Source organism: Paenochrobactrum pullorum, assembly GCF_041929845.1.
Lineage (GTDB): Bacteria > Pseudomonadota > Alphaproteobacteria > Rhizobiales > Rhizobiaceae > Paenochrobactrum > Paenochrobactrum pullorum.
Genome location: NZ_JBHEEH010000008.1, coordinates 81,871 through 108,194, shown reverse-complemented (window position 1 = coordinate 108,194; position 26,324 = coordinate 81,871). Strand labels below are relative to the sequence as shown.

The window sequence follows — 26,324 nt, the reverse complement described above, 5'->3', positions numbered from 1 at the left end:
GTAGCTCAGTGGTAGAGCAACCGGCTGTTAACCGGTTGGTCGCTGGTTCGAATCCGGCCCGGGGAGCCACTCTTCTTGTCAAGAAGAGCAGTTGATTTTCAGTTAAAACGTAAGCATATTGCTTATAGAGCACTGTTCCCCGGTAGCTCAGTGGTAGAGCAACCGGCTGTTAACCGGTTGGTCGCTGGTTCGAATCCGGCCCGGGGAGCCACTCTTCTTCAAAAGCAAATCGTTCTTCAGATTTCATCAACAGATAAAATCTGCATCAGCCATAGTGCATGTTTTTGCATTGATCGTTTCCCGTGTTCTTTTTTGGTCTTTAAGTTACCTTCAGCAGAATCAATCTGACTAAGTGCTGTTTCGTCACGCGGTCTATTGATTGACTGGACAGAGTTTTTTTGCGACATCACATGTGAATATCCAATTGCATATCGTTGAGGGGGCTCAGGGCATTGATAATGTCGTATCTCTCTCAATGTGCTTGCTAACCGATACTGCGTGTGAGCAGCGAGTAACTGAAAGGCGAGGCCATGTTGGCTGATTTTCAAAACCTTCGTACCAAAATGGTCGATAACCAGATCCGCACCACTGATGTCACTGATCTGGCGCTTCTGGACGCGTTTCTGACAGTGCCTCGTGAGGCATTTGTTCCGGAAAATCGTAAAGAGCTTGCATATATTGATGAAGACATTCAGCTTAAGGATGATGCTTCTCGTTATCTGATGGAGCCCTCACCTCTTGCAAAACTCATTCAGTTGGCAGAGATTAAGCCAAGTGATCTGGTCTTGGATGTGGGAGCGGGCAGTGGTTATGCGGCTGCAATTCTTTCACAGCTTGCAGGCTCGGTCATTGCGCTGGAAAGTGATTCTGATTTGTCAGATCGGGCGGGCTCGGTTTTGAGCTCTCTTGGTTATGACAATGTTGTGATCGTGTCCGGCGAACTTGGCCTTGGTCATAGTGCGCAAGCACCTTATGATGTCATCCTGATCGAAGGTGCCGCGGATTTTGTGCCGCAAACACTGAAAGACCAGCTTAAGGATGGCGGTAGGCTGGTAACAGTTGAAGGACAAGGAAACCTCGGTATTGCACGGGTTTATACCAAGGAAAATGCTGTTGTTTCTTGTCGTGATGCATTTAATTTGTCGGTAAAACCGCTTCGTGAATTTGCTCGTAAAGCCGAATTTACATTTTGAACCAAAAGATTGAGGCAAATCTGCAACCTTGCTGAGATTGTTTGTTGATCTGTTGTCTTGGGCGCTAGAAATGAAACGGTTTTATGGTTATTGATACGTTACCGAACTAGTTGGTTCGGTAGATATTTGACTTAATGAGATGAGGTTTACGGTGCACAAGGCGCGCAAGAACATTTTGACAGCTGCATTATTAGCCGGTTCCGTATTGATGTCCGGTTCAGCCTGGTCAGATACGCTGACAGGCGCCTTGACAAAGGCATATCATAATAATGCCAAGCTTAACTCTGCTCGCGCCGGATTGCGGGCGACCGACGAAGGTGTCGCTGTTGCTAAATCCGGCTACCGTCCGACAGTTAACGGCTCTTATAATGTCGCTCGCTCGCGTAGCCACAATTCACTGGGCAATACCTACGCAACCGTTGGAAAGGTAGGTGTTGAGCTTAATCAGATGCTCTTTGACGGGTTTCAAACCCAAAACAAAGTAGCGTTTGCTGAATCGATGGTTTTCGCAACCCGTGAGAAGCTTAAAAACGAAGAGATGAACAGTCTTTATGGTGCTGTTACCGTTTATATGGATGTTTATCAGGCTCGTCAGATTGCAGCGCTTTATGAGCGTAATCTGGCCGCGATGAACGAACAGGTTCGTGCCGCGCGTGCCCGTCTTGATGTTGGCGAAGGGACACGTACCGATGTTGCTCAGGCGGAAGCAAGCCGTGCCAATGCTGTTGCATCTTTGAACGCTGCCAAGGCCAATGTGAAGTCTGCAGAAGCAGCATATCGAGAAGTTATTGGTACCGAGCCGGATAAACTTTCTGCTGCATCGCCGGCCGACAAGTTGTTGCCGCGCAATCCTGCCGCCTCACTGGCAATTGCCAATGATACGCATCCGGGCATCCTGGCAACTCAATATGCAGTTGATGCCGCTGGTTATGATGTTAAATCGGCTGAAGGTGCCTTGCTGCCAGGTGTTAATTTGAACGCCGGGGCATCGCGTACTGACACTTATGCAGGTGGTACCAATAGCAGCATTACCGATGGAAACAGTGCTTCTATCGGTTTGGGGGTAACTATTCCGATTTATCAGGGTGGCCGTACGTCTGCATTGGTTCGTCAGAACAAAGAGAAGCTCGGTCAAGCACGTATTGAAGTTGATGTCATCCGCGATCAGGTTCGCCAGGGTATCGGCTCAGCTTGGGCGCAATATGAAGCTGCAAAAGCCAATGTGGTTTCAACACGTACCGGTATTTCTGCTGCACAATTGGCGCTTGAAGGCGTGATTGAAGAGCGGAATGTTGGTCAGCGAACAACGCTTGATGTGTTGAAGGCGCAGAATGATCTGACCGATGTGCAAATTGCGCAGGTTAAGGCACAACATGATCTGGTTGTTGCCAGCTATGCAATTCTTAATGCTTCCGGTCGCATGACTGCTCGTCATCTGAGCCTTCAGGTAGCAGAATATAAGCCAGAGCAGCATTATGAAGCTGTTAAAGATAAATGGATTGGCTTGCGTACACCGGATGGTCGGTAAGTTAAAACATTAAGAAATAAAGTTATTTATTTGAAATTGAATAGCTTTTTAAAATATTTTACAGATAAAAAGCGCATCTCGATTTAGAGATGCGCTTTTTTGTTCGATGCAGTTTTTTAGATAACACCGGAGCAAATGGTGTTCCGGTGTTATTTTGATTGTTCAATTGGTTTAACGAGAGAATAATGTCAGTGCGGGCATATTGCCGAGGACAGATTTTGTCATGCCGCCAAAAACCAGTTCACGCAGCCGTGAATGGCTGTAAGCGCCCATCACCATCATATCTGTATTGGTCGCTTGCAAATATTCTTGCAAGGTTTCCATGGCCGAGCGGCCGGATGATGTCAGTGTTTGTATGCTGATATCAACGCCGTGACGGTTGAGTGCTTTTGCCAGCTCTTGCGCCTGAGGGATAATACCTTGTCCCTGATCATCAAGCGGAGGATCAATCCAGAGCAATTCGACCCTTTCAGCGGTTTTTAATAATGGCAGCGCATCCATTGCAGCGCGCGAGCCTTCTCTTTTGCCATTATAGGCAATGGCAATGCGGTCAAGCGCCTTGATCGGATTAACAGGTTTGAGAGGCACCATAAGGACAGGGCGGCCACTGTCGAACACCAATGTATCAATTGCATCATTGGCGATATCAGGATCATCAAGATCTGTTTGGCCGGTAATAATCAAGTCTGCACCACAGGCAATCTGGGTTGCACCTTGTGCGCCGGTTCCGGTATCGGATTTGATAATCTGGAATTCATAACTATTGGTGCCGTTCTTCATGGCGGCATCAAAGGATTTTTTGATTTTTAGGGCGTTTTCATCGTGATGCTTATCATGCATCTCGAACATGCCCGGATCAATAAATCCGTTAATATCGGCATAAACTGCAGCTGCCGGAATAGAGTAGAGCCCGACAATATGGGCATCCGGATGTTTGGCAACAACCAACTCAACAGCAGATAAAATTCGCGGTAGTTCAGATTCGCTTCTGATATAGGCGAGTACGGTCTTATAGGACATTCTTCGACCTCCTGATGTACTTATTATATATAAGCACAGATTTCAGATTTTTGTATAAAAATGATAAAAATTATTGCACTTGTTTTGCCAATAAATCGTCAAGCATTGACTGAATTTCTCGCACGGCTGCATCAATAGCGCCTTGCTCATGACCACGCACAACGAGTTGCGTTGAAAAACTACCGTTTTTAAAACTCGGATAAGAGCCGATAATTGTATCCGCGTGATTTTCTTGAATTTGTGAAAGGGGGATGCCGATAACACCTTCACCAAACGGACAATCGACACTTTTCGACAACAGTTTTTTGCCGGTTTGCAATGTCGGGGCAACATTATGCAGCATGGCTTCAAATACGGAAGGCACTCCGGCCATCACATAGACATTGCCAATATTAAAACCAGGCGCAGTCGAAACCGGATTGTCGATATGCACAGCGCCTTGCGGCATCCGTGCCATACGTTTTCGGGTTTCGGTAAACTCAAGGCCGCGGCTTTTATAATTTTCCGCCAACATTTGCAGAGCTTTTTCATCATAAATGCATGCAACGCCAAAAGCTTTTGAAATCGCATCGGCGGTAATATCATCGTGGGTAGGACCGATACCACCTGAGGTGAAAACATAATGATATTGCTGCCGCAATTCATTGATGGCGGCAACAATACGCGCTTCATCATCGGGAACGATACGCACTTCGCTCAGATCAATACCGATTTCGGTCATTATTTCAGCTAGATAACCGATATTTTTATCTTTGGTGCGCCCTGATAATAATTCATCACCAATGGCAAGCATGGCAGCTTTGACGGTTTCATCCTGATGCGCAGTTGTCACGGCTATGTCCTGTCTGAAATATCATTCATTATCGATCGTACCATTATTGGCTTCAAATTCGGCGCTGGCAATCACGTCAACTTCGTCATTTTGACCGGAAACCACTTTGAAGTCACGTTGATAGATCCGGTCTTTATTTTTTGCGATAGCGATATATTCGCCTTCCGACAAAACCATGGAAGCATAGGCACCAACACTTTCACGCACACCATCGCCGGAGGCGTTGAGAACAGACCATGAGGTGTCAGCCAGTGCTTCACCACCTTTTTCACGTACCAGTTTCAGCGTGATATTGGCTGCACGATGCTCAACTGTTGCTTCTGTCAATTTACCGGCTTCAACGCGAATATCCGCGCGAATGACAGCATTTGCAGCGCCATAATTGGAAACCACATGATAGGTGCCGGCATTTAAACGTGTAATTACATCCGGTTTTACATCAGGCAGGATCAGCGACCTGTCGTTGGAGGTGTCATCATCACCATAAATGGAAAAACGCAAGAGATCGGCAATCGGTTTTTTGCCTTCAGGCAAAACGGCATTCAGTTTAAGGCCGCCGGCTTCAAGCACCATGGTTTCATGGCGTGCTTCATTCTGCATGGTAATGCGTTTTGTGGCGCCCGCACGTCCGTAAGCAACATGAACCAGATAGCTGGCTTTAGGTAGTGTAAATGTTACTGTTCCGCCTTTTGCTGTTGCAATCAGCGGCAACTGGCCATCATCGCCAGCATCAGGTGAAAAAACCCGCCAAATCAATCCGTTGGTAATATCTGGCGACTCATCGGTTAATTTCGCCTTTAAAACGAGCTCGGGATATTCTTTCTCCGGTTCGCTCATCGTGGAAAAAGGCAGCGGCTTCAGGTCTGTACTTGGCGGCAGAATATGTGACAAATCCGGCAGCTTCGGCTGGATGTTTAATTCTTGGGCCATCAGGGGCGCTGTGCCGGCAGTTACGGCCATTAACGCAGCACAAAGGCTTGCACCAAGGCGCACCGAAAAATTAGCAAAAGAAAAACGGAACAGTTGATATGACATATCTATTTTTGAAACCAGTCTGACGGCCTTTTCAAGGCCTGAATTGTCTTTTTCTGATTTATTTTATTTGTTGATGACAAAACTCATAAAATGGTCGGAAAAAACGAAGCTTCTGCTTGTTTTAAAATACCGAAGCCTTAAAAAAGAATTCTATCATTTTGGTGTAAAATGAAACTTATCTCTGTCAAATGAATGGCAAGCGACAAACCATTCGTTTTATTCGCCATCAGAATGGAAAAGCGGCTGCTTTCGCAGTTGCCAGCCGTTGAATGAACTGTTGAATGAGGTCTGTAAATGCAAGAGCCGGTTATTGAATTTCTTTCCAAGCGTCACTCGACGCCCATTTCTGCGCTTTCTGCACCCGGGCCTGATGAAGATCAGCTGCAGTTGATTTTAAAACTTGCTGCGCGTGTGCCGGATCACGGACGTTTGACGCCATGGCGCTTCATTATCTATCGGGGCGATGCACGCCAAAAAGTGGGGCAATTATTGGCAGAGCGCGCGGAAGCGCTTGAAGGCCCGTTAACAGATGGCCGTAAAGAGCAGGAGCTGAAACGGTTTGATCGCGCACCTTTGGTTGTTGGTGTTGTGTCTTCACCGGTTGAACATCCGCGTATTCCGGAATGGGAAATGTTCTTGTCTGCCGGAGCTGCGGCAATGAATTTATGCCACGCAGCCAATGCGCTGGGATTTGGTACCAATTGGATCACCAATTGGTACTCTCGTGATGAAGAGGGGCTTAAAATTCTAGGTCTTGCTCCAAATGAGCGTGTCGCAGGTTTTATTCATATCGGTACATCGCAGGTCGATGTTCCTGAACGTCCGCGGGCAGATATGACAGCCAAGGTGAGTGAATATCAAGGGCCGTGGAGCGAGTAAGTTCAGCGTTTTTTAAGTGTTTGAATGGGATCAAATCCGGTGTTTTATAAATTTCCGGATTTGGTCTTTTTTTATTTGATTTTAGTTAGGCGCCATATTATATGTCAGCTTATGAAAAATTTAGAACAAAAACATCTGGCGCTTATTGAAGAGACAGAGCGGCGCGGCCAAATGCAGACCGATAATCTGTATGCTTGTTTTGAGTTGTTGGCATTGGCTGGTGCGATCGACAAAGATTGCGCAGCGCGTCTTGCGCCATATCGTCTTTCTGAGGGAAAATTTGTGCTGCTGTTTTTGCTAAACGGACAGCTCAATGGTTTGTCACCATTTGAATTGGCAGAGCGGGCAGGTGTCACGCGCGCAACAATTACGGGGCTTCTTGATGGCTTGGAGCGCGATCAATTCATCAAACGGTGCCCAAGCCCGGATGACAGGCGCAAAATCACGATCATGCTGACAGAGCAGGGCAGCAAAACAGCGCATGAACTGTTTAACGAACATACGCGATGGATTTCAGCCTTGTTTGCCGGCTTTTCTGATGAAGAGCGAAAATCATTAGATGGTTTCTTGCAGCGTATTCGTAAAAATTTAGATGGTGGTTCATCATGAGCGAAACACAAAACAAATCGCGCGGCGTAAAAGATATTACGCCGCAACGTTTGTATGCTTTGAACCATGGTGTCGAAACCACAAATCTGACCGAATGTCTGGCGGTGGATTTTAGAGAACTGGTTCAGCAAGTCTTACCTGATCTCAGCGAAAAAAAACTTGCGGAGATAAAAGCACAGGCAGATGCAGGTATCTCCAGGCGAATGCGTTTGATGGCGACTTTCATTTTAGCCGAATATGGCACTGCGTTTATCGAAAAACTTTCAAAGCACCCTTCTGATACGGTTCGTGGATGGGTATGCTTTATGACCGGACAGCAAACGGATTTAACGCTGCCGCAACGTTTGGACGCGATTAAACCACTGGCTGATGATCGCCATTTTGGGGTGCGTGAATGGTCGTGGATGGCTGTTCGTGATGACTTGGCTAAAAACATCGAACAAGCGGTCAACTTATTACAGCCTTGGACACAAAACAGCAGCGAATATATTCGTCGTTTCGCAACTGAATCTCTGCGCCCGCGTGGAGTATGGTGCGCCCATATCGGCATTTTAAAACAAAATCCACAAATAGTTATGCCTTTACTGGAGGCGCTCAAAGCTGATCCTTCTCCTTATGTGCAGGATTCGGTTGCAAACTGGCTCAATGATGCATCGAAAGATCGTGCTGATTGGGTTCAGGACTTATGTTTGCGGTGGATGGAAAATTTGCCCTCAAAGGCAACCCAACGCATTTGTAAACGTGCAATGCGCTCGATTCGAAACTGAGTATTTAAATTTCAAAGGAAAAAATAATGGCGCATTATCTTGCTGAGCTCTACAGCCCCAAACAAGCATGGCTGAATTTATCATCTGAGGAACGCTTGTATTTTTTAAATCAGGTTGGCGCAGCGATGCCAGCTTTGGCGGCTCTCGGTGTGGAAGCGATTTCTTTGGGCACTATTGATCAAACCAAACTTTCTTCAAGCAAAAATAGTTTTTATGCAATATGGCGCTGCAACGATAATGTGGCACTCGATGCATTAGTTAATGGTATTGCCCAGTCCGGTTGGCATACTTATTTTGACACCATTAATGCGGGTGGCGAAGGCGGTGATTTTAATGATCATTTGCAACAATTGATCGCACTCAATTGACGATAAAATATTTAAAACATGATAGTGAACATTATTTTCAAATAATATAAAGTTGTTATTGTTTATACTGCAATTTAACTGAAACCAGTCCTTCAATGAATAGGTGGTTACTATGTATCGCTATACCAAATTTGCAGCTGCTTTAACGGCAATTGCGGCTCTAATGACCGCTGAAGTGCAGGCTTGCACACGCGTGGTTTATCACGGTGAAGCAGGGCGCGTATTGACCGGCCGCAGTATGGATTTTAAAGATCCGATGATCAGCAATTTCTGGGTTTTCCCGAAAGGTATGGAGCGTGGGGGGCAGGCTGGTGAACGTTCGGTTAAATGGACATCCAAATATGGAAGCCTTGCTGTTTCCGGCTATGATATTTCAACCGTAGACGGCATGAATGAAGCAGGTCTTAATGCCAGCCTTCTCTGGTTGAATGCATCACAATATCCCGCTGATGACAAAAAAACACCGCGTATGTCGCTGGCAATTTGGGCTCAGTTTTATCTGGATCAATTTGCAAGTGTTAAAGAAGCCATTGATTATACCCGTCAAAACCCGATTCAGGTCGTTAGTGGTGAAGTTCCGGGGCGCCCCGGCAGTCTGGCACCTCTACATCTGACACTTTCCGATTCGAGCGGCGATAGTGCCATTCTGGAATGGATCGATGGTAAATTGAATATCCACCATGACCGGGCATATCAGGCGGTCACCAATGATCCTGCATATGATTTCCAGCTTGCCAACAAAGAATATTGGTCAAAGATCAATTCTTTGAACTTTTTGCCGGGGAGCGGCCGCTCTGAAGACCGCTTTGTTCGTGCCGGATTTTATGTGAATGCCGTCACACAAACAGATGATCCGCGTATTGCTTCAGCCGCGGTTTTCAGTGTGGTGCGCAATGCGTCTGTGCCTTATGGCGTCAGCCTTCCGGATGCACCCAATCTGTCAACAACGCGCTGGCGCATTGTGGCAGATCAAAAATCGCTGCAATTTCAAGCAGAATCAGCCACAGCCCCCAATGTATTTTGGGTGGATTTGAAAAAGCTGGATTTTTCGGAAGGTGCAAAAGTCCGTAAACTGGATCTAGGGGTGGACATGGGGCGTATTATGGTTGGTGAAGTATCCGATAAATTCGTTGATGCCGAACCATTCGTTTTTGAACAAGCGGAATAAACTGCCAAATAAACTAACGGAATGTCAAAAAAAGGCGGGAAAATAAAGGGGCAGTTGTTATAGTGACCGCTTCCAGATTTCCCGCCTTTTTTGCATATTATGTAAGCTGAAAATTCAATCAGCTCAAATTAAACTGTTTTTGCATGATGGAATAAGTACCCCCCTTTTCATCAAAGGTTTCAATTACATTCCAACCGGCTTTTGAATAAAGTCCGACGGATCCCTCGGTATAGAGCGATAAACGTTTGATGGCTGCTTTTGCGGCCTCTGTTTCGAGATGTGCAATCAACTGTAAAGCATGACCTTGGCCTCGATATTGCGGGACAATGTAAAGTCCTGCCAGCCAAGGATTAAGTTCAGGTCTGTTTTCCAAATCATCAAGGCAAAGTGTAATCATACCAATGGCCTGTTCATCCTTTAACAGAACCCAGACGGTTGGTAAAATATCCGCTTCACTTGTACATGCGACATCTATCGCGACAACATCTTGAAGAGAAACATCCGTATCACTGAAGAAAGCCTCCCATCGCCATGCGCCGGTAATTTGTGCCAGCTCGGGCCTTTCCTTAGTCGTAACGATGCTAATCACCATGCAAAGCTTGCCTTTTTCTAAATGATTACTTGCAGATAGCCTAAACTAGAGCGTGTCGCACTTAATCATATCCACTGTGCTCGCTCTAGCGTTTTGTTTTTAGGCTTGTCTTTATCCCAAAACCGGTGCCCACTTTTGGGAGACCTGCTCCAGGCAGAATCCTGTGAGAAGTTTAATCATCCTGTTCAGCCGGTACTTCGCCAAAAGAGGCGAGTAACCGCGGCTCCATCATGTCACCGGTTTCTTCATCAATCGTAACGGCATAGGCCACAACACCTGCAAAACGCTCTGCCATTGCAGCAGCAATTCTTTCAGCACTGACAGCAGATTGCGCTGGCCGCATTTCAGCGGCAACAAGTTTTTGTTTGTTTTTGCGATATGGAATGATGATGTATTTTTCAGAAGCTGTTTCAGTTGTCATTGATTGAGACCTTATTGACCGTTCTTTATTTGTTCTTTGACGCAAAAAAGTCAATTGAATTTTGATTGGAACCGGTTAACGGCACAAACTTCATACGGTAGAGGCAGCTATACAGACACGAAGCCCGGTTTGATTCGTGCAAGCCTTAATGATTGTATTCATGTGATTAACACACCGTTCTGTTCTTCAATCTAGTCAATTCACAATTAGTCACTTATGTACAGTGCAAGATTTTAAGCCCGGTCGAAATTGAGGTCAGGCGGTCAATAAAATATAGATGAAATGTAAAGGTACCGATCTTATGACAACCAGCACTACAATTGAGCTGATCAGCAAAAGACGCACGCAATATGCCTTGGGTAAAAACCTGCCGATCTCTCAAGATGAAGTTATAAATTTGGCTCAAAAAGCAATCAAATTGGCTCCATCATCCTTTAATTCACAAACATCACGTGCTGTTATTTTGTTTGGGGAGCAGAGTGAAAAACTCTGGTCGATTACCAAAGAAACATTGCGTAAACTTGTACCTGCTGATGCTTTTGCGACAACTGAAGCCAAAATGAACAGTTTTGCAGCTGGTGCAGGTACTATTTTATTTTATGAAGATCAGGATGCCGTTAAGAAGCTTCAGGAAAGCTTTCCGCTTTATGCCGATAATTTCCCGATCTTTTCACAGCACTCTGCAGGTATGGCTCAATTTGCTGTTTGGACAGCTCTTGCCGAAGCTGGAATCGGTGCCAGTCTTCAGCATTATAACCCACTGATCGATAATGAAGTGGCAAAAACTTGGGATATTCCATCCTCATGGAAACTAATCGCCCAAATGCCTTTTGGTTCCAATGAAGCACCATTTGCGGAAAAAACATTTATTGATGATTCTGCCCGTTTCAAGGTGTTTGGATAATATATAAAAGAGTTTAGCTTTCATAATATAATGAAAGAAGGCTGATGCTAATAATCAATGAAAAATTTGTTGGTAAACAATTGTCGGCTATTCTAATTTTTCAGATCATTTGCAGATAAAATATTTAAAGCCTCGCTTTATGCGGGGCTTTATTATTTTTTCCAAGTTTTAAATTTGTAGGCGTCTATATTATGAGATTTTTATCCATCTTGTATTTAAGTTTTTTAGCGTTGTTTTGTTTTTTTAATAATTCAAATGGATAGATCATTATCCCTGATGAAAAAGAGTAGAGGTCATTGTGGCTTAATCCATAAAGACGCGTCATTTGATCACCAAAAATCTTCAGGCGATGGGATGCGCACATAGCTTATCTTGCCGCCAACATGGCCGCCTGCCGGTGGTTTCCATTCGCCCATACTAACCATGGTTTTGGAATAGCGATTGTTTAAGCTATCGATGGCTGTGCTGGCTTTCTCCCATTTCTGGCGCATCATATCGTCATTGTTCAACATATCCATCTGACGTGCATCGGCAGAGCTTAGATCGTAAAGCGTCACGCTGACACGCAAAATGGTGAGGCCGCGTGGAAAATCACGGTGCACCATGTCCCATAGTTCTCGTAAGGCAGACAGGATGGCTTGATCGTCATTGACGGTCGGAATTTTGATATTGCGAAACCATCCGTCATCACGGATGGATAGCCAAAGCGATAAGCCATCGGCATAATAGTTCTCGCGCCTTAACCGTCTGGCAGCTTTGGTGAGCAGTAGCCTTGAAATCTCATAGGCACCATTGATGCTTCTGGCTTCAGGCGGCAGCACACGACCGTGGCCGAACATGCCGCGCTTTTGCGGCTGTGTCTGAATGTCGTAACCGTGCAGAGCATACCAAAGGCGCTCGCCGGTGACATTGTTCCAGATTTTTCGCATGTGTTTCGGCTGAAGGTTATAAAGTGCCTCAGTCGTATAGATATTATGGCGGTATAATCTTTGTGCCATGTTGCGACCGACTGCCGGAATGTCTTCCAGCTGCACCTCAAAAAGTGGGGCAGGCATCAGGTGAGGGTGCCAGACGGCTAAGCCGTTGCCAGAGTTACCTGCTCGTTTGGTTGCCTCCTTGCCAGCCTTGCATGCCATCTTGGCCAAGTGCCTGTTAGCTCCAAATCCTATTGAGCAGGTGATGTATGGGCCGATTGTTTCTGCAAGATGTGTCTTGATTGCTTGCGCTAGAGCTTCAGGATTTTGACGACCATTTTCATCCAGCACACAAGTCAGCTCATCAATGCTTTTGGCTGCATCAATGGGAATAATAGTTTCTATCTCGCAGAGCAGGGCATTATGCGCGCGGCGGTACAGATCAGGCTTTTGTGGCACCAGAATCAGATCGGGGCAAATTTGCATGGCGTCTTTGATTTTCATAACGTTCTTCACGCCGCGCGCTTTGGCTTCCTTTGAGCATGCAATCACGGCTGTCCGGTCGGTGCCAGCAAAAGGCACAACTCCGATGGGCTTGCCACGCAGACGTTTGTCGCATTGTTGCTCAACGCTGGCAAAGAAGCCGTCAAAGTCCAGATATAGCCGTTCAATCGTTTCCGGCTTACGCATAACTTTTTCCTAAACTAAGGCGAGTTACATCAATCTCACGCAACAAAATGCGCAAGTTCATGTCTACAAAATGTGAATTGGTTGTTAGTCTTCTTGTTGTGCTGGAACTTCGCCATAAGAGGCGAGCAGGCGTGGGTTATTCATATCGCCTGTTTCTGTGTCTACCGTGACTGCATAAGCAACAACGCCGGCAAAGCGTTCTGCCATGAGCCCAGCAATCCTTGTCGCACTCTCTGCGGTTTGTGTTGGTCTCATTTCTGCGGCGACTAAGTTACGGCGATTTTTACGATAGGGGATTACAATGAACTTTTCGGCTGTTTGGACATTGCTGCTCATGACTCGTACTCCTTTTGTTCTAAGGTGAACGAAATAGGAATATTTGTCAATATCTAGGCATATGTTCCTTGTGGTAGGGTGTGGAAAACACGAAATACACTAATGTTTTCATTGTCTGTGATGTTTCAAAAACAATATGGCGAGCGGTCTGGCGCGCCCAAGCCACCAAAAGCTTGACGTACTGGACACTCGGTTAAAGAGGGGGAAGGAATCAGGAAGTGGTTTAAACGCGGAGTGGTGCGATGATGCTTATATCAATCGTCGCCGTTTCAATTGGAGGCGCGTTTGCGACATTTGGCCGGTAGCGTTTGCCGGTTATTGCAGGGTGAAAGGGTGATGGCTTAATTTAAGTTCCATAATAAAATCAATGGAGGTTTTTGGCGGTATGGTGAGGGATTGTAAAAATATAACTTTAAACTAACGAATTGAATTTGTTAATTAAATCTCAATCCTCGTAAGGAGAGAATGGTGCGGTCGAGAAGACTCGAACTTCCACGGGTTGCCCCACAGCGACCTCAACGCTGCGCGTCTACCAATTCCGCCACGACCGCACTGTGTGGTAGAAACCGAACTGCTTCGGTGAAGGCGATTTAGCAAATCACTTATGACTGCACAAGCCCTATAATAAAATTATCATGATTATTTTCGTAAAACATTGCTGCAATTACGTTTTTCATGATTCAATGCAGCAAAAAGCCAGTATTTCCGGCCTTCTGATCCGATCTGGCATGTGCGAGAAAAGAAACAGGTTTTCCACAATAGTTGTTTTGTAAGTTGTGGAGATAATTGCGGGACACTGTCAGGTTGATTTTTCGCTGAATTGGATTCATGCGCCCGAATCTCGTTGAGGTACTTACATAGAAAAAAGACCTCACCGGTGGGGTGAGATCTTTAAAAAAATTACTCTGCTTTGATTGTTAAACGGGTTTCGCCATCAACGAGACTGACTTGCCTGTAAAAACACGAGCGTCTTTCCGTGTGGCAGGTAGGGCCATTGCCCGCTACCTCCACATGAAGACAGAGTGCGTCTTGATCGCAATCAGTGCTAAGCGAAACAACCGTTTGTAAATTACCGGATGTTTCGCCCTTTTTCCATAATTGCTGGCGCGAGCGCGACCAGTAATGGGCAATACCTGTTTCCAGTGTCAGGCTGAGTGCTTGCGCGTTCATATGAGCGACCATCAAAATAGTGTTGTCACGCGCATCGCAGACAACTGCGGTGATCAGGCCGTTACTGTCAAAACGGGGAGCGAAAATGGAACCTTCTTCAATTTCGTGTTTTGTGCATTCGCTCTGGGACAAAAATTCAACGCTCATGCGGTTCTCTTCAAACTTTTGTAATCAAGATGCGCGGATCAGGCTCATAAAGCGAACCTGTTCGTTGACATTATCGCGGAACTCACCGGTGAAGGTGGTGGTGATGGTGCTGGAGCCTTGCTTGCGGATGCCGCGCATGGCCATGCACATATGTTCTGCTTCCAATAAAACAGCGACGCCACGTGGCTTTAAAATCGTCTGGATTGTGTTAGCGATTTGGGCGGTGATATTTTCCTGTGTTTGCAGACGGCGGGCAAAGACTTCGACCGTGCGGGCAATTTTGGAAAGGCCGACAACTTCGCCATCCGGCAGATAGGCCACATGTGCCTTGCCGATGATCGGCACCATATGATGCTCGCAGTGAGAGTGGAAACTAATGTCTTTCACCAATACCAGATCATCATAGCCGCCGACTTCCTCGAAAGTGGTGCCGAGAATGTCTTCCGGATTTTCTCCATAACCGGCAAAAAGTTCTTTATAGGATTTGGCGACGCGCTTTGGCGTTTCCAGCAGGCCTTCACGATCGGGATTTTCGCCAGCCCAGAGCAATAAGGTACGTACTGCTGCTTCGGCTTCTTGTTGTGACGGGCGCTTTACAGCTGCCATCATGTCACTATTTACAGCGGCTTCAATCTTGTTGTCGCATGGATGATCCATTTTAGTATCTCCCGTAGTCTCCTTCGCGGAGGAGACGAGTTGAACGGCAATACATATTAAACCTGATAGATTGCAGGTGTGTATTGGAAGGATTTTTGTCTCTTTTAAATAAAAGAGTATTTGTTTGGTCTGGCTATCGCAAGCTTAACAGCTATTAGCTGAAATACTTAAAGATTGCACGACAATTATCGCTATGCTGGCTTAAACTATGGCGCAAGCTTTATCAGATGATTATATAGTATGGAAACAGCATCAAAAAAAGGGCATGTTTATTATTATGTGTGCCTTATCGGATTTGCGAGACAGATTGAGCCATGATTGACGATCTCTATAATCAGCGGATTTTGGAGTTTGCCGGTAGTATTTCCAAGACCGAGCGCCTGGAACACCCGCAGGCAAGCGCCAAGGCGCATTCCAGATTATGCGGATCGACCATCATCGTAGATATGGACGTGATTGATGGAATTGTCAGTGATTACGGGCAAGATGTAAAAGCCTGCGCTTTAGGGCAGGCAACGGCTTCGGTTATGGCGCGCACAATCATTGGTGCGACACCGGAAGAGCTGAAAACTTTACGTGAGTGCATGTATGAAATGCTGAAAAATAACGGTGATGCGCCGAAGGGACGTTTTGGCGATTTTAAATATTTTGCGCCTGTGCGTGATTATCGGGCGCGCCATGCGTCAACATTATTGGTGTTTGACGCGGTGGTGGATTGCCTGACACAAATTGAGCAGGGCGAACATGTGGGGCAGGCTGGCTGATGTGCGGCTGCGGTCATGATCATGCGCCCAAAGCCAAGGCAGAGCGTAAGCCCTATATGGGGCGCAATTTCAATGGTGCATGGAGAAAAACGCCGGGGCGGTTGTTTGGCACCGGTTTCGTCCGGCTTTATCAACTGACATTATCGGGCTTTATCGGCAATTCCTGCCGCCATTTGCCGACATGCTCGGAATATACCTATGAAGCCATTGCGCGGTATGGTTTGTGGAGCGGTGGCTGGATGGGGCTTTTTCGCGTAATGCGTTGCGGACCTTTTGGTACTGATGGTTTTGATCCGGTGCCGCAGGCAATTCCGGAGAGTTATCGCTGGTATAAGCCGTGGCGCTATTGGCTTATCGCCCGCAAAACCAAAGCTTGATACGGCTTGAAAGCTTTACCTTGGCTGCAAAAACATTTATGAGCTTGTGCAGACTGTAAACTTTAGAATTTTCTTGAAAAATCTAGTTTGCAATCAAAATAATCAATTCAATGAAGACAACCACCCGCAATCGTTGGCGGGACTGGATAAGGACAAAATTATGTCGAATGTTGTTTCGTTAAAATTCCCTGATGGCTCGTCACGTGAATATGACAGTGCCATGACCGGCGCGGAGTTGGCAGAATCAATCTCCAAATCACTGGCGAAAAAAGCTGTGGCCTATGTCATGGATGGCACCATCCGTGATCTGAGCGATCCGCTCGGCGCTTCTGGTGATGTGGAAATTCTGACCCGCGAAGACCCGCGCGCGCTTGAGCTTATTCGGCATGATTGTGCTCATATCCTCGCAGAAGCTGTGCAGGAACTGTTTCCCGGTACACAGGTTACCATCGGCCCTGTGATCGAAAACGGCTTTTATTACGATTTTGCGCGTAACGAACCTTTCACACCGGATGATCTGCCGGTGATTGAAAAGAAAATGCGCGAGATTATCGGTCGCAATAAAGCCTTCAGCAAGGAAGTCTGGTCGCGCGATAAAGCCAAGCAAGTTTTTGCCGACAAAGGCGAGAGCTATAAGGTTGAGCTGATTGACGCTATTCCGGAAGATCAGAACCTGAATATTTATTATCAGGGTGATTGGTTTGATCTTTGCCGTGGTCCTCATATGGCATCTACCGGTCAGGTGGGTAATGCTTTCAAGCTGATGAAAGTCGCTGGTGCTTATTGGCGTGGTGACAGCAATAATCCGATGCTGACGCGTATTTACGGTACAGCCTTTGCCAGCGACAAAGACCTTCAAGCCTATCTGACAATGCTTGAAGAGGCTGAAAAGCGCGACCATCGCCGTCTGGGACGTGAAATGGATTTGTTCCATTTTCAGGAAGAGGGGCCGGGCGTTGTGTTCTGGCATGCTAAAGGCTGGCGCATGTTCCAGACACTCGTCAGTTATATGCGTCGTCGTCTGGACAATCACGGCTATCAGGAAGTTAATGCACCGCAGGTGCTTGATAAATCCCTTTGGGAAACATCAGGTCACTGGGGCTGGTATCGCGACAATATGTTCAAGGTAACTGTTGCCGGTGATGACACTGATGATGACCGCGTCTTTGCGTTGAAGCCAATGAATTGCCCGGGTCACGTGATGATTTTCAAACATGGTTTGAAATCCTATCGCGATCTGCCAATTCGTTTGGCTGAGTTTGGTAATGTGCATCGTTATGAACCATCAGGCGCTCTGCATGGCTTGATGCGTGTTCGCGGCTTTACGCAAGATGACGCGCATGTGTTCTGTACTGATGAACAGTTGGCGGCAGAATGCCTTCGTATCAATGACCTGATCTTGTCTGTCTATAAAGACTTTGGCTTTGAAGGCATAACGATCAAATTGTCGACGCGTCCTGAAAAGCGTGTCGGCTCGGATGAGCTTTGGGATCGCGCCGAAGGTGTGATGATGGAAGTTCTGGAGACAATTAAAGAACAGTCTCCGGAAATTAAAACGTCGATCTTCGAAGGCGAGGGCGCGTTCTACGGTCCGAAATTCGAATATACGCTGCGTGATGCGATTGGTCGTGAATGGCAATGCGGAACAACACAGGTCGACTTCAATTTGCCGGAACGTTTCGGTGCTTTCTATATCGGTAATGATTCCGAGAAGAAGCAGCCGGTGATGATTCACCGCGCGATTTGCGGCTCAATGGAGCGTTTCCTTGGTATCTTGATCGAAAATTTTGCCGGTCATATGCCTTTGTGGTTCGCGCCAATTCAGGTGGTTGTGGCAACGATTACATCCGATGCAGATGATTATGCGCGCGATGTGGCTGCAACGCTGAAAGCTGCCGGTTTGCAGGTCACGACCGATCTTCGCAATGAGAAGATCAATTATAAGGTTCGTGAACATTCACTGCAGAAAGTGCCGGTTATTCTGGTTTGCGGTAATCGTGAAGCGGAAGAGCGCACCGTCAATATCCGCCGTCTTGGTTCACGTGACCAATCGTCCATGAGCCTTGATGAGGCTGTTGCATCACTGGTGAAAGAGGCAACACCACCGGATTTGGTGCGTTTGAAAAACGAAAACGTCTGATTAAGGCGTTTGGCTTTAAATAATTGATATGCAATCACGGCATTGGTCAGACTTTGAAAGTCTGGTTGGTGCCGTGTTTTTTTGTTGTGGCTGCAAAACAAGCGGCTACAAAAAATGTTACGCAACTATTTGGTCGGGCTTTACTCTTTGCCATGATTTGGTGCCGAATTGACTTTAAAGCTTTTTCAAAGTGCAACAATGGTAACAAAGCTTACTCTTCGGGTTCCCATTATCTGCAGATGTGGCTATGAAATTAAGAGCTTTATATAGTTTTTTGCCTGATTCTTTGCCGAACGGGCTATTCTCTGATTGGTGGTTTTAATGCGTCTTTCGCAGTTCTTTTTGCCCATTCTTAAGGAAACACCTAAAGAGGCGGAAATCGTCTCGCACCGTTTGATGCTGCGCGCTGGTATGATCCGTCAGCAGTCTGCCGGTATCTATGCCTGGTTGCCTCTGGGTTTGAAAGTCCTTAACAAAGTTAATGCGATTATCCGCGAAGAGCAGAACCGCGCCGGCGGTAATGAAATTTTGATGCCGACCATCCAGTCTGCTGATCTTTGGCGTGAAAGTGGTCGCTATGACGCTTACGGCAAGGAAATGCTGCGCATTAAGGACCGCTCTGAACGGGAAATGCTCTTTGGCCCGACCAATGAAGAAATGGTCACCGACATTTTCCGCTCTTATGTGCGTTCATATAAAGATTTACCGCTTAATCTTTATCACATTCAGTGGAAGTTCCGCGACGAGGTGCGCCCGCGTTTTGGTGTAATGCGCTCACGCGAATTCCTGATGAAGGATGCTTATTCTTTCGATATCGACTACGAAGGCGCAAAAGCGGCTTATTATCGTATGTTTGTATCCTATTTGCGCACATTCTCCCGCATTGGTGTGCAGGTTGTGCCGATGCGCGCTGACACCGGCCCTATCGGCGGTGATCTTAGCCATGAATTCATTATTCTGGCTGAAACCGGCGAAAGTCAGGTTTTCTGTGATCGCGCCTATCTTGATCTGGAAGTGCCGGGCGCCGACATCAACTTCTTTGATGATGCAGCAATGGCAGCCATTGTTGATAAGTGGACGACACCATATGCGGCCACCGAAGAAATGCATGACGAAGCTGATTGGGCAAAAGTGGAAGCTGGCAAACAGGTAGCTGCACGCGGTATCGAAGTTGGCCATATCTTCCATTTCGGTACCAAGTATTCCGAGCCAATGGGCGCTAAGGTTCAAGGCCCTGATGGTAAAGAACATCTGGTTTCGATGGGTTCTTATGGTATCGGTCCGTCACGTGTTGTCGCTGCGACCATTGAAGCCTCGCATGATGATGATGGTATCATCTGGCCAAAAGCTATCGCTCCGTTTGATGTTGGTATTGTCAACATGAAGCCGGGTGACGAGGCTTGTGATGCCGCTTCTTCCAAGATTTACGAAGCATTGATCAATGCCGGTCTTGATCCGTTGTTGGATGACCGCGACGAGCGTGCAGGCGTGAAATTTGCAACCATGGATTTGATTGGCTTGCCGTATCAGGTGATTGCAGGCCCGCGCAGTGTTGCCAATGGTGAAGTTGAAATTAAAACCCGTGCAACCGGCGAAAGACAGACCCTTTCCGTTGAAGCAGCGATTAATTTCCTGGCAGGCCGATAATGACAAAAACGGCGGCAGCTTCTGCCAAACGCGTCGAGAAAAAAGCATCCAGTTTGGATTCGAAACCGTTTTCGGTGTTTGAACGCATGATCGCTTGGCGCTATTTGCGAGCGCGCCGCCGCGAGACTTTCATCTCGGTGATTGCCGGTTTTTCTTTCACCGGCATCATGCTGGGGGTGGCGACCCTCATTATCGTTATGGCGGTCATGAATGGTTTTCGAAGCGAATTGATGACCCGTATTCTCGGTATCAATGGTCATTTGATCATGCAGCCAATAGATCAGCCACTGGAAGATTATGCTGATCTGATCAAGCGTGTGGATGATATCAAAGGGGTTACCTTTGCCATTCCTGTAGTGGAAGGGCAGGCACTGGTGCAGGGCAATATTGGTGCCGGAACCGGTGCTTTGGTGCGCGGTCTTCGTGAAGAAGATATTGATAAGCTGGAACTGGTTGCTGAAAATATCCGTCAGGGTACTTTGCAAGGCTTTGATGACGGTGGCAGTGTGGCTATCGGTACGCGTATGGCGCAAAATCTGGGGCTGACCATTGGCGACAGTCTCAAGGTGATATCGCCTGACGGGGATGTGACACCTTTTGGTGTGAACCCGCGCGTGAAATCTTATGATATAGCTGCGATTTTTGAAATCGGCATGTCGGAATATGATGCCTCGATTGTCTTGATGCCCTTGAATGAAGCACAGCTTTTCTTCAATCAGGAAGGTCGTGTACAATCCTTGGAAATCTTTATCGATAATCCGGATAAAGTTGACGAATTAAAAGGGCCGGTGGAAGAAGTGGCAGCAAGGCAGCTGCTGTTGACCGATTGGCGACAGCGCAACCAGACCTTCTTTTCAGCCCTTCAGGTTGAACGCAATGTGATGTTCATGATTCTGACATTGATCGTATTGGTGGCAGCCTTGAATATTATTTCCGGCCTCATCATGCTGGTGAAGGATAAAGGGCGCGATATTGCAATTTTACGCACTATGGGTGCTACCCGCGGTTCCGTGATGCGCATTTTCCTGATGACCGGCGCTGCTATCGGCTTTACCGGCACATTGGCTGGTGTGATTCTCGGTGTGGTTGTTACATTGAATGTGGAATCGATCCGCCAGTTTTTCTCATGGATCTCCGGCACCACATTGTTCAGCCCGGAGCTTTACTTCTTGAGCCAGCTTCCGGCCAAGATGGATTTGGGCGAAACGCTCACGGTCATTATCATGGCACTGGTATTGTCTTTCATCGCAACCATTTTTCCGGCATGGCGCGCTGCCAAGCTCGATCCTGTTGAAGCTCTGAGGTACGAATAATGGCTGCGGAACCGATTTTACGCCTTTCCGGTGTCAGTCGTGCCTATAAAGAAATTGACCGTGAACTGGTCATTTTGAAAGATGCTGAATTTAGTCTGAAACGCGGGGAGATGGTGGCACTCGTTGCGCCATCGGGTGCAGGTAAATCCACACTTTTACACACGGCAGGCTTGCTGGAACGTCCCGATCATGGTGATGTGTTTCTCAATGGCCGCTCCTGCAGCGAATTGGGCGAGGGTGAGCGTACGGCCATTCGCCGTAATGACATTGGCTTTGTTTATCAATTCCATCATTTGCTGCCGGAATTTTCAGCACTTGAAAATGTGATGATGCCGCAATTGATCCGTGGTTTGCCAAAGGCAGCAGCAGAAAGTCGTGCGCAACAGCTTCTGGATTATATGAAAGTCGGTAAACGTGCATCGCATCGTCCGGCTGAATTGTCGGGTGGTGAACAGCAACGTGTGGCGATTGCCCGTGCCGTTGCCAATGCGCCGCTTGTTCTGCTGGCAGATGAGCCAACCGGCAATCTTGATCCGCATACATCATCTTATGTGTTTGAGGCGCTGGAAGCATTGGTGCGTCAGTCAGGTTTGTCTGCATTGATTGCCACACATAACCATGAACTGGCACGCCGGATGGATCGCCGTGTGACCTTGCAGGATGGCAAAGTCATCGACGTTTAAGCCATTATTTTACTTATATTTTTGGCAAACTGAAGAGGGCTTTTAAGCCCTCTTTTTTTATGCCTGTCATGGTTTGCAGCTATAAAACGCTCTTTTCCCACCATAATGCTTTCAGAGAAAATTTCATAAATCATAAACTATGAGTAGAACATACATGGTACAAAGTGCTTGACTTTGGAACAATAATGGAACAAATTAAAAACATAAGAGAACAAACAATGGAGTTTCCCGATGACGGATCTTATTCAGGATGTGATGTCTTTTATTTCTGTCAGTCTGTTCATTGCGACATTCGCAATTTGGATCAGCGCAATATAGTCTCGGCTAAACTGTCCGTCTGTTGATAAAATGGGATCGCTTAATCTGATAGCGTTCTCATGATTGATGAGGCTGGACTTTCAATATTTATTCCCCGACAGTCATTGTCAGGTTGGAGGCAGAGTCGTCATTAAGATGCGATTTCTCTGCCTTTTTAAAAGTGCTCGTGATAGGGTGCGTCAAATGACTGATGAAGCAATTGCAAAGCGTGATATTTTGCTGCTTCAATGAAGATCCGGGAATATATATATGACTGATGCACATCATGATCTGCCAGCTGTAATCAATGCTCAGGCACCAAAATTTGTGCATTTACGTGTCCACTCTGCTTATTCGCTGCTTGAAGGTGCATTGCAGATTGGAAAAATTATCAAACATGCGATTGCCGATGATGCACCGGCGATTGCGGTAACCGATACAAATAACCTCTTTGGTGCGCTTGAATTTGCGCAAAAAGCCTCCAAAGATGGTGTGCAGCCGATTATCGGTTGCCAGCTTGATATTTGCTTCGGCGATCATGTTGAAAATAGCCGTACTGCGAACCGTCGTGATGTGTTGGATCTGGCGCCTGTCGTTCTTTATGCCAGTACTGAAGAAGGCTATGCCAATATGGTGCGCCTTGTCAGCCGGTCATATCTGGAAACCGCTGATGGCGATCCGGTACATATCCGCTCGGAATGGTTGGCAGAACTATCTGAGGGCATTATCCTGCTCACCGGCGGCCCATTGGGGCCAATCGGCAAATCGATCAGTGCGGATCGTGAAGAGAGAGCCGAGCAGCGTTTGGCTTTCCTGAAAGAGCATTTCGGCAACCGGCTTTATGTCGAGCTACAAAGATTTGCCAATTATGACAAAGTTTTGGAAGCCAAAACTGTTGCGCTTGCTTATAAATACGAATTGCCTCTCGTGGCAACAAACGAAGCTTTTTTCTTAAAATCGGAAGATTTTGAAGCGCATGATGCTTTGCTGGCTATTGCTGAAGGGCAGATCATTTCCAATGATGATCGCCGCCGGTTGACTGCGGATAATTATTTGAAATCGCAGGGTGAAATGGCAAAACTTTTTGTTGATTTGCCGGAAGCGATTGAAAATACCATCGAGATTGCGCAGCGCTGCTCCTATTTTACGCAGACGCGTGCACCGATTTTGCCGCGCTTTACGGGTGAGTCTGATGACCCCGAACAAGCTTTGCAGGCAGAAGCCGATGAACTCGCGCGTCAAGCACGCGAAGGCTTGAAATTCCGTCTTAAAACGGCAGGTCTTGCTGAAGGTTATAGTGAAAAAGACTATGACGAGCGCTTGGAATATGAAATCGGCATCATCCAGCGGATGAAGTTTCCGGGCTACTTCCTGATTGTTGCCGACTTTATCAAATGGGCAAAATCACAAGGCATTCCGGTGGGGCCGGGTCGTGGTTCGGGTGCGGGGTCTTTGGTAGCTTATGCGCTCACCATTACCGACGTTGATCCGTTACGTTTTTCCTTGCTTTTTGAGCGCTTTCTTAATCCAGATCGTGTGTCGATGCCGGACTTTGATATCGACTTTTGTCAGGATCGGCGCGAAGAGGTCATCCGTTATGTGCAACGCAAATATGGCCGCGAGCAGGTAGCGCAGATCATTACTTTCGGAACACTTCAGGCGCGCGCGGTGTTGCGCGACGTTGGACGTGTGCTGGAAATGCCATATGGTCAGGTTGACCGCCTATGTAAATTGGTGCCGTCCAATCCTGCCAATCCGGTTTCGCTGGGGCAGGCGATTGAAACCGAGCCAAAAATCAACGAAGAGCGTGAGCAGGAACCGGTTGTTGGCCGTTTGCTTGATATGTCGCTCAAACTGGAAGGGCTTTATCGCCACGCTTCCACCCACGCTGCCGGTATTGTGATTGGTGACCGCCCGCTTTCCGAGCTGGTGCCGATGTATCGCGATCCACGTTCCGATATGCCGGTCACCCAGTTCAACATGAAATGGGTGGAGCAGGCCGGTCTCGTTAAGTTCGACTTCTTGGGGCTGAAAACCCTGACCGTTTTGGAAACAGCGGTCAAACTGGTGGCGCGCAAAGGCATCGAGATTGATTTGTCTCACCTGCCGCTTGATGACAAGCCGACTTATGACATGCTTTCGCTTGGTGAAACGGTTGGCGTATTTCAGGTGGAAAGTGCGGGGATGCGTAAGGCGCTGATTGGTATGCGCCCTGACCGTATCGAGGATGTGATTGCGCTTGTGGCGCTTTACCGTCCGGGGCCCATGGAAAATATTCCGACCTATAATGCGCGCAAACATGGCGAAGAAGAAATCGCCTCTATCCATCCGAAAATTGACTATCTGGTAAAAGAAACGCAGGGCGTTATCGTTTATCAGGAGCAGGTGATGCAGATCGCGCAGGTTCTGTCGGGCTATTCGCTCGGTGAAGCGGATTTGCTGCGCCGTGCGATGGGTAAGAAAATACGTGAGGAAATGGACAAGCAGCGCGTCCGTTTCGTGGATGGTGCGATGGAAGGCGGCGTTGGCAAGGCGCAGGCCAATACGATTTTTGATCTTCTTGCTAAATTTGCCGATTATGGTTTTAACAAATCGCACGCGGCTGCTTATGCGATTGTGTCGTATCAAACAGCCTATATGAAGGCGCATCATCCGGTTGAGTTTCTCGCTGCTTCGATGACTTATGATATGTCCAATACGGACAAGCTCAACGATTTCCGCCGTGAAGCAAAGCGCCTTGGCATCGAGGTGGTGCTGCCATCGGTGCAGACATCATATCGTCCGTTTGAAGTGGGCGAAAATAAAATTTTTTATTCACTCGCTGCAATTAAAGGTGTTGGTGAGGCAGCGGTTGATCACATTGCCGAAGTGCGCGGTGATAAACCATTTGAAGACTTGGAAGATTTCTGCGAGCGGATTGATCCGAAACTGGTCAATCGCCGCGTTTGGGAAAGCTTGATCAATGCCGGAGCGTTGGATTGTTTTGGTCATGATCGCGCTGCTTTAAGTGCCGGTATGGATCGCGTGACCGGCTATGCACAGCGCACACAAGAAAATGCTTTAAGTGGCCAGTCGGATATTTTTGGACTGAGTGGCGCACCAAAAGAAAAATTGCAATTGCCTTCTGCTGCCCCTTGGCTGCCGGCTGAAAAATTGCATCGTGAGTTTCAGGCGGTAGGCTTTTATTTGTCGGCGCATCCGCTTGATGAATATAACGAAGTGCTGGCCAGAATGCGCGTCCAAAACTGGGCTGATTTCTCGGCGGCTGTCAAAAAGGGTGCCAATGCCGGACGGCTTGCAGGTACCATTACCACCAAGCAGGAGCGTAAAACCCGCACCGGCAACAAGATGGGTATTGTGGCCTTGTCGGATGCCTCCGGGCAATATGAGGCGGTGCTGTTTTCTGAAGGTTTGGCACAATATCGCGATTTGCTCGAAACCGGTAAATCTGTGGTGATTACGGTGGCCGCGGAAGACCGGCCGGAAGGCGTGGGCTTGCGCATTCAAACAGTGGTTTCGTTGGAAGACGAAGCGTGCCGGATGCAAAAAGCATTGCGTCTCTATTTACGTAGTGCCGAAGCGCTTAAACATATTCAGCCACATTTCAACACCCGTGGGGACGGGCAGGTAAGTTTCATTGTCATCAAAGAAGACGGTCAGCGTGAAATTGAAATCGAATTGCCGCATCGTTATCGGGTGAGCCCGCAGGTTGCCAGTGCGATGAAGTCAATTCAAGGCGTAGTAGATGTTGAGTTGATTCACTAGTTGAAAGTCGGTTTATCGCTTTGTAACAGTTTGAAACTCAATTCAAATTTGCATATATTTCGCAAAACGCATTCAAAGTTTTGCGAAACATGCTTTAATTATTGGAAA

General features: G+C 47.2%; 24 protein-coding genes and 2 tRNA genes. 16 read left to right on the top strand and 10 right to left on the bottom strand.

The genetic code is table 11. The features are described from left to right. The first annotated feature begins 136 nt into the window (after positions 1 to 136). From JNC77_RS12350 to JNC77_RS12340, 3 genes are all read left to right on the top strand, one after another. Positions 137 to 211: transfer RNA gene (locus JNC77_RS12350), tRNA-Asn, on the top strand. 319 nt (positions 212 to 530) lie between these two features. Continuing rightward, positions 531 to 1,193 (top strand): protein-L-isoaspartate O-methyltransferase family protein, encoded by a 663-nt coding sequence (locus JNC77_RS12345; protein ID WP_374832922.1) that lies wholly within the window; start codon positions 531 to 533, stop codon positions 1,191 to 1,193. 139 nt (positions 1,194 to 1,332) lie between these two features. Next, positions 1,333 to 2,721 (top strand): TolC family outer membrane protein, encoded by a 1,389-nt coding sequence (locus JNC77_RS12340; RefSeq protein WP_374832920.1) that lies wholly within the window; start codon positions 1,333 to 1,335, stop codon positions 2,719 to 2,721. Between the two features lie 171 nt (positions 2,722 to 2,892). Here the strand turns inward: JNC77_RS12340 and JNC77_RS12335 are convergent, their stop codons facing one another. The 3 genes from JNC77_RS12335 to JNC77_RS12325 all read right to left on the bottom strand — a co-directional run bounded on the left by JNC77_RS12335 (position 2,893) and on the right by JNC77_RS12325 (position 5,608). Next, positions 2,893 to 3,741 (bottom strand): universal stress protein, encoded by an 849-nt coding sequence (locus JNC77_RS12335; RefSeq protein ID WP_374832918.1) that lies wholly within the window; start codon positions 3,739 to 3,741, stop codon positions 2,893 to 2,895. Positions 3,742 to 3,811: 70 nt separating this feature from the next. Next, positions 3,812 to 4,534, bottom strand: coding sequence for a competence/damage-inducible protein A (locus JNC77_RS12330; protein ID WP_374832992.1), 723 nt, complete (start codon positions 4,532 to 4,534; stop codon positions 3,812 to 3,814). A gap of 60 nt (positions 4,535 to 4,594) precedes the next feature. Then, a complete protein-coding gene (locus JNC77_RS12325) occupies positions 4,595 to 5,608 on the bottom strand; it encodes an RgsD C-terminal domain-containing protein (protein WP_374832916.1) in 1,014 nt (337 codons plus the stop codon). 294 nt (positions 5,609 to 5,902) lie between these two features. On the opposite strand from JNC77_RS12325, the gene JNC77_RS12320 reads away from it, so the two are divergent. From JNC77_RS12320 to JNC77_RS12300, 5 genes are all read left to right on the top strand, one after another. Continuing rightward, on the top strand, positions 5,903 to 6,487 hold the full coding sequence (locus tag JNC77_RS12320) for a nitroreductase family protein (protein WP_374832914.1): 585 nt from the start codon (positions 5,903 to 5,905) through the stop codon (positions 6,485 to 6,487). Positions 6,488 to 6,598: 111 nt separating this feature from the next. Then, positions 6,599 to 7,096: a MarR family winged helix-turn-helix transcriptional regulator gene (locus tag JNC77_RS12315; RefSeq protein WP_374832912.1), complete on the top strand. Its 498-nt coding sequence runs from the start codon at positions 6,599 to 6,601 to the stop codon at positions 7,094 to 7,096. After that, entirely contained in the window at positions 7,093 to 7,863 is a 771-nt protein-coding gene (locus tag JNC77_RS12310) for a DNA alkylation repair protein (protein ID WP_374832910.1), read from the top strand. Before JNC77_RS12315 ends, JNC77_RS12310 begins: the two co-directional genes overlap by 4 nt. Positions 7,864 to 7,889: 26 nt before the next feature. Then, positions 7,890 to 8,231, top strand: coding sequence for a DUF6616 family protein (locus tag JNC77_RS12305; protein ID WP_374832908.1), 342 nt, complete (start codon positions 7,890 to 7,892; stop codon positions 8,229 to 8,231). 112 nt (positions 8,232 to 8,343) lie between these two features. Beyond that, complete coding sequence (locus JNC77_RS12300) at positions 8,344 to 9,399, top strand: linear amide C-N hydrolase (protein WP_374832906.1); 1,056 nt, start codon at positions 8,344 to 8,346, stop codon at positions 9,397 to 9,399. A 118-nt stretch (positions 9,400 to 9,517) separates the two neighbouring features. Here the strand turns inward: JNC77_RS12300 and JNC77_RS12295 are convergent, their stop codons facing one another. After that, positions 9,518 to 9,991: a GNAT family N-acetyltransferase gene (locus tag JNC77_RS12295; RefSeq protein WP_374832904.1), complete on the bottom strand. Its 474-nt coding sequence runs from the start codon at positions 9,989 to 9,991 to the stop codon at positions 9,518 to 9,520. Positions 9,992 to 10,163: 172 nt separating this feature from the next. Next, complete coding sequence (locus JNC77_RS12290; RefSeq protein ID WP_374832902.1) at positions 10,164 to 10,412, bottom strand: hypothetical protein; 249 nt, start codon at positions 10,410 to 10,412, stop codon at positions 10,164 to 10,166. A 301-nt stretch (positions 10,413 to 10,713) separates the two neighbouring features. Here JNC77_RS12290 and JNC77_RS12285 point away from each other — a divergent pair, with 301 nt between their 5' ends. Then, on the top strand, positions 10,714 to 11,316 hold the full coding sequence (locus tag JNC77_RS12285) for a nitroreductase family protein (RefSeq protein ID WP_374832900.1): 603 nt from the start codon (positions 10,714 to 10,716) through the stop codon (positions 11,314 to 11,316). 329 nt (positions 11,317 to 11,645) lie between these two features. Here the strand turns inward: JNC77_RS12285 and JNC77_RS12280 are convergent, their stop codons facing one another. The 5 genes from JNC77_RS12280 to folE form a co-directional block, all read right to left on the bottom strand. Then, complete coding sequence (locus tag JNC77_RS12280; RefSeq protein ID WP_374832898.1) at positions 11,646 to 12,920, bottom strand: Y-family DNA polymerase; 1,275 nt, start codon at positions 12,918 to 12,920, stop codon at positions 11,646 to 11,648. Between the two features lie 84 nt (positions 12,921 to 13,004). Continuing rightward, positions 13,005 to 13,256, bottom strand: coding sequence for a hypothetical protein (locus tag JNC77_RS12275; RefSeq protein ID WP_374832896.1), 252 nt, complete (start codon positions 13,254 to 13,256; stop codon positions 13,005 to 13,007). A gap of 466 nt (positions 13,257 to 13,722) precedes the next feature. Next, positions 13,723 to 13,807: transfer RNA gene (locus tag JNC77_RS12270), tRNA-Leu, on the bottom strand. 349 nt (positions 13,808 to 14,156) lie between these two features. After that, a complete protein-coding gene (hisI, locus tag JNC77_RS12265) occupies positions 14,157 to 14,573 on the bottom strand; it encodes a phosphoribosyl-AMP cyclohydrolase (protein ID WP_374832894.1) in 417 nt (138 codons plus the stop codon). A 24-nt stretch (positions 14,574 to 14,597) separates the two neighbouring features. Continuing rightward, the gene (folE, locus tag JNC77_RS12260; RefSeq protein WP_374832990.1) at positions 14,598 to 15,182 is read right to left on the bottom strand and encodes a GTP cyclohydrolase I FolE; all 585 of its coding nucleotides are present in this window, start codon (positions 15,180 to 15,182) and stop codon (positions 14,598 to 14,600) included. Positions 15,183 to 15,544: 362 nt separating this feature from the next. Here folE and JNC77_RS12255 point away from each other — a divergent pair, with 362 nt between their 5' ends. The 7 genes from JNC77_RS12255 to dnaE all read left to right on the top strand — a co-directional run bounded on the left by JNC77_RS12255 (position 15,545) and on the right by dnaE (position 26,216). Beyond that, on the top strand, positions 15,545 to 15,994 hold the full coding sequence (locus JNC77_RS12255) for an iron-sulfur cluster assembly scaffold protein (RefSeq protein WP_374832892.1): 450 nt from the start codon (positions 15,545 to 15,547) through the stop codon (positions 15,992 to 15,994). After that, positions 15,994 to 16,371, top strand: a complete 378-nt coding sequence (yidD, locus tag JNC77_RS12250) for a membrane protein insertion efficiency factor YidD (protein WP_374832890.1) — start codon at positions 15,994 to 15,996, stop codon at positions 16,369 to 16,371. Before JNC77_RS12255 ends, yidD begins: the two co-directional genes overlap by 1 nt. Before the next feature lie 160 nt (positions 16,372 to 16,531). Then, positions 16,532 to 18,511: a threonine--tRNA ligase gene (thrS, locus tag JNC77_RS12245; RefSeq protein WP_374832888.1), complete on the top strand. Its 1,980-nt coding sequence runs from the start codon at positions 16,532 to 16,534 to the stop codon at positions 18,509 to 18,511. Between the two features lie 321 nt (positions 18,512 to 18,832). Then, positions 18,833 to 20,158 (top strand): proline--tRNA ligase, encoded by a 1,326-nt coding sequence (gene proS / locus JNC77_RS12240; protein ID WP_374832886.1) that lies wholly within the window; start codon positions 18,833 to 18,835, stop codon positions 20,156 to 20,158. Next, a complete protein-coding gene (locus JNC77_RS12235) occupies positions 20,158 to 21,471 on the top strand; it encodes a lipoprotein-releasing ABC transporter permease subunit (protein WP_374832884.1) in 1,314 nt (437 codons plus the stop codon). The genes proS and JNC77_RS12235 overlap by 1 nt, the downstream gene beginning before the upstream one ends. Beyond that, on the top strand, positions 21,471 to 22,154 hold the full coding sequence (locus JNC77_RS12230) for an ABC transporter ATP-binding protein (protein ID WP_374832882.1): 684 nt from the start codon (positions 21,471 to 21,473) through the stop codon (positions 22,152 to 22,154). Before JNC77_RS12235 ends, JNC77_RS12230 begins: the two co-directional genes overlap by 1 nt. Before the next feature lie 567 nt (positions 22,155 to 22,721). Further along, a complete protein-coding gene (gene dnaE, locus JNC77_RS12225; RefSeq protein WP_374832880.1) occupies positions 22,722 to 26,216 on the top strand; it encodes a DNA polymerase III subunit alpha in 3,495 nt (1,164 codons plus the stop codon). Positions 26,217 to 26,324: the final 108 nt, after the last annotated feature.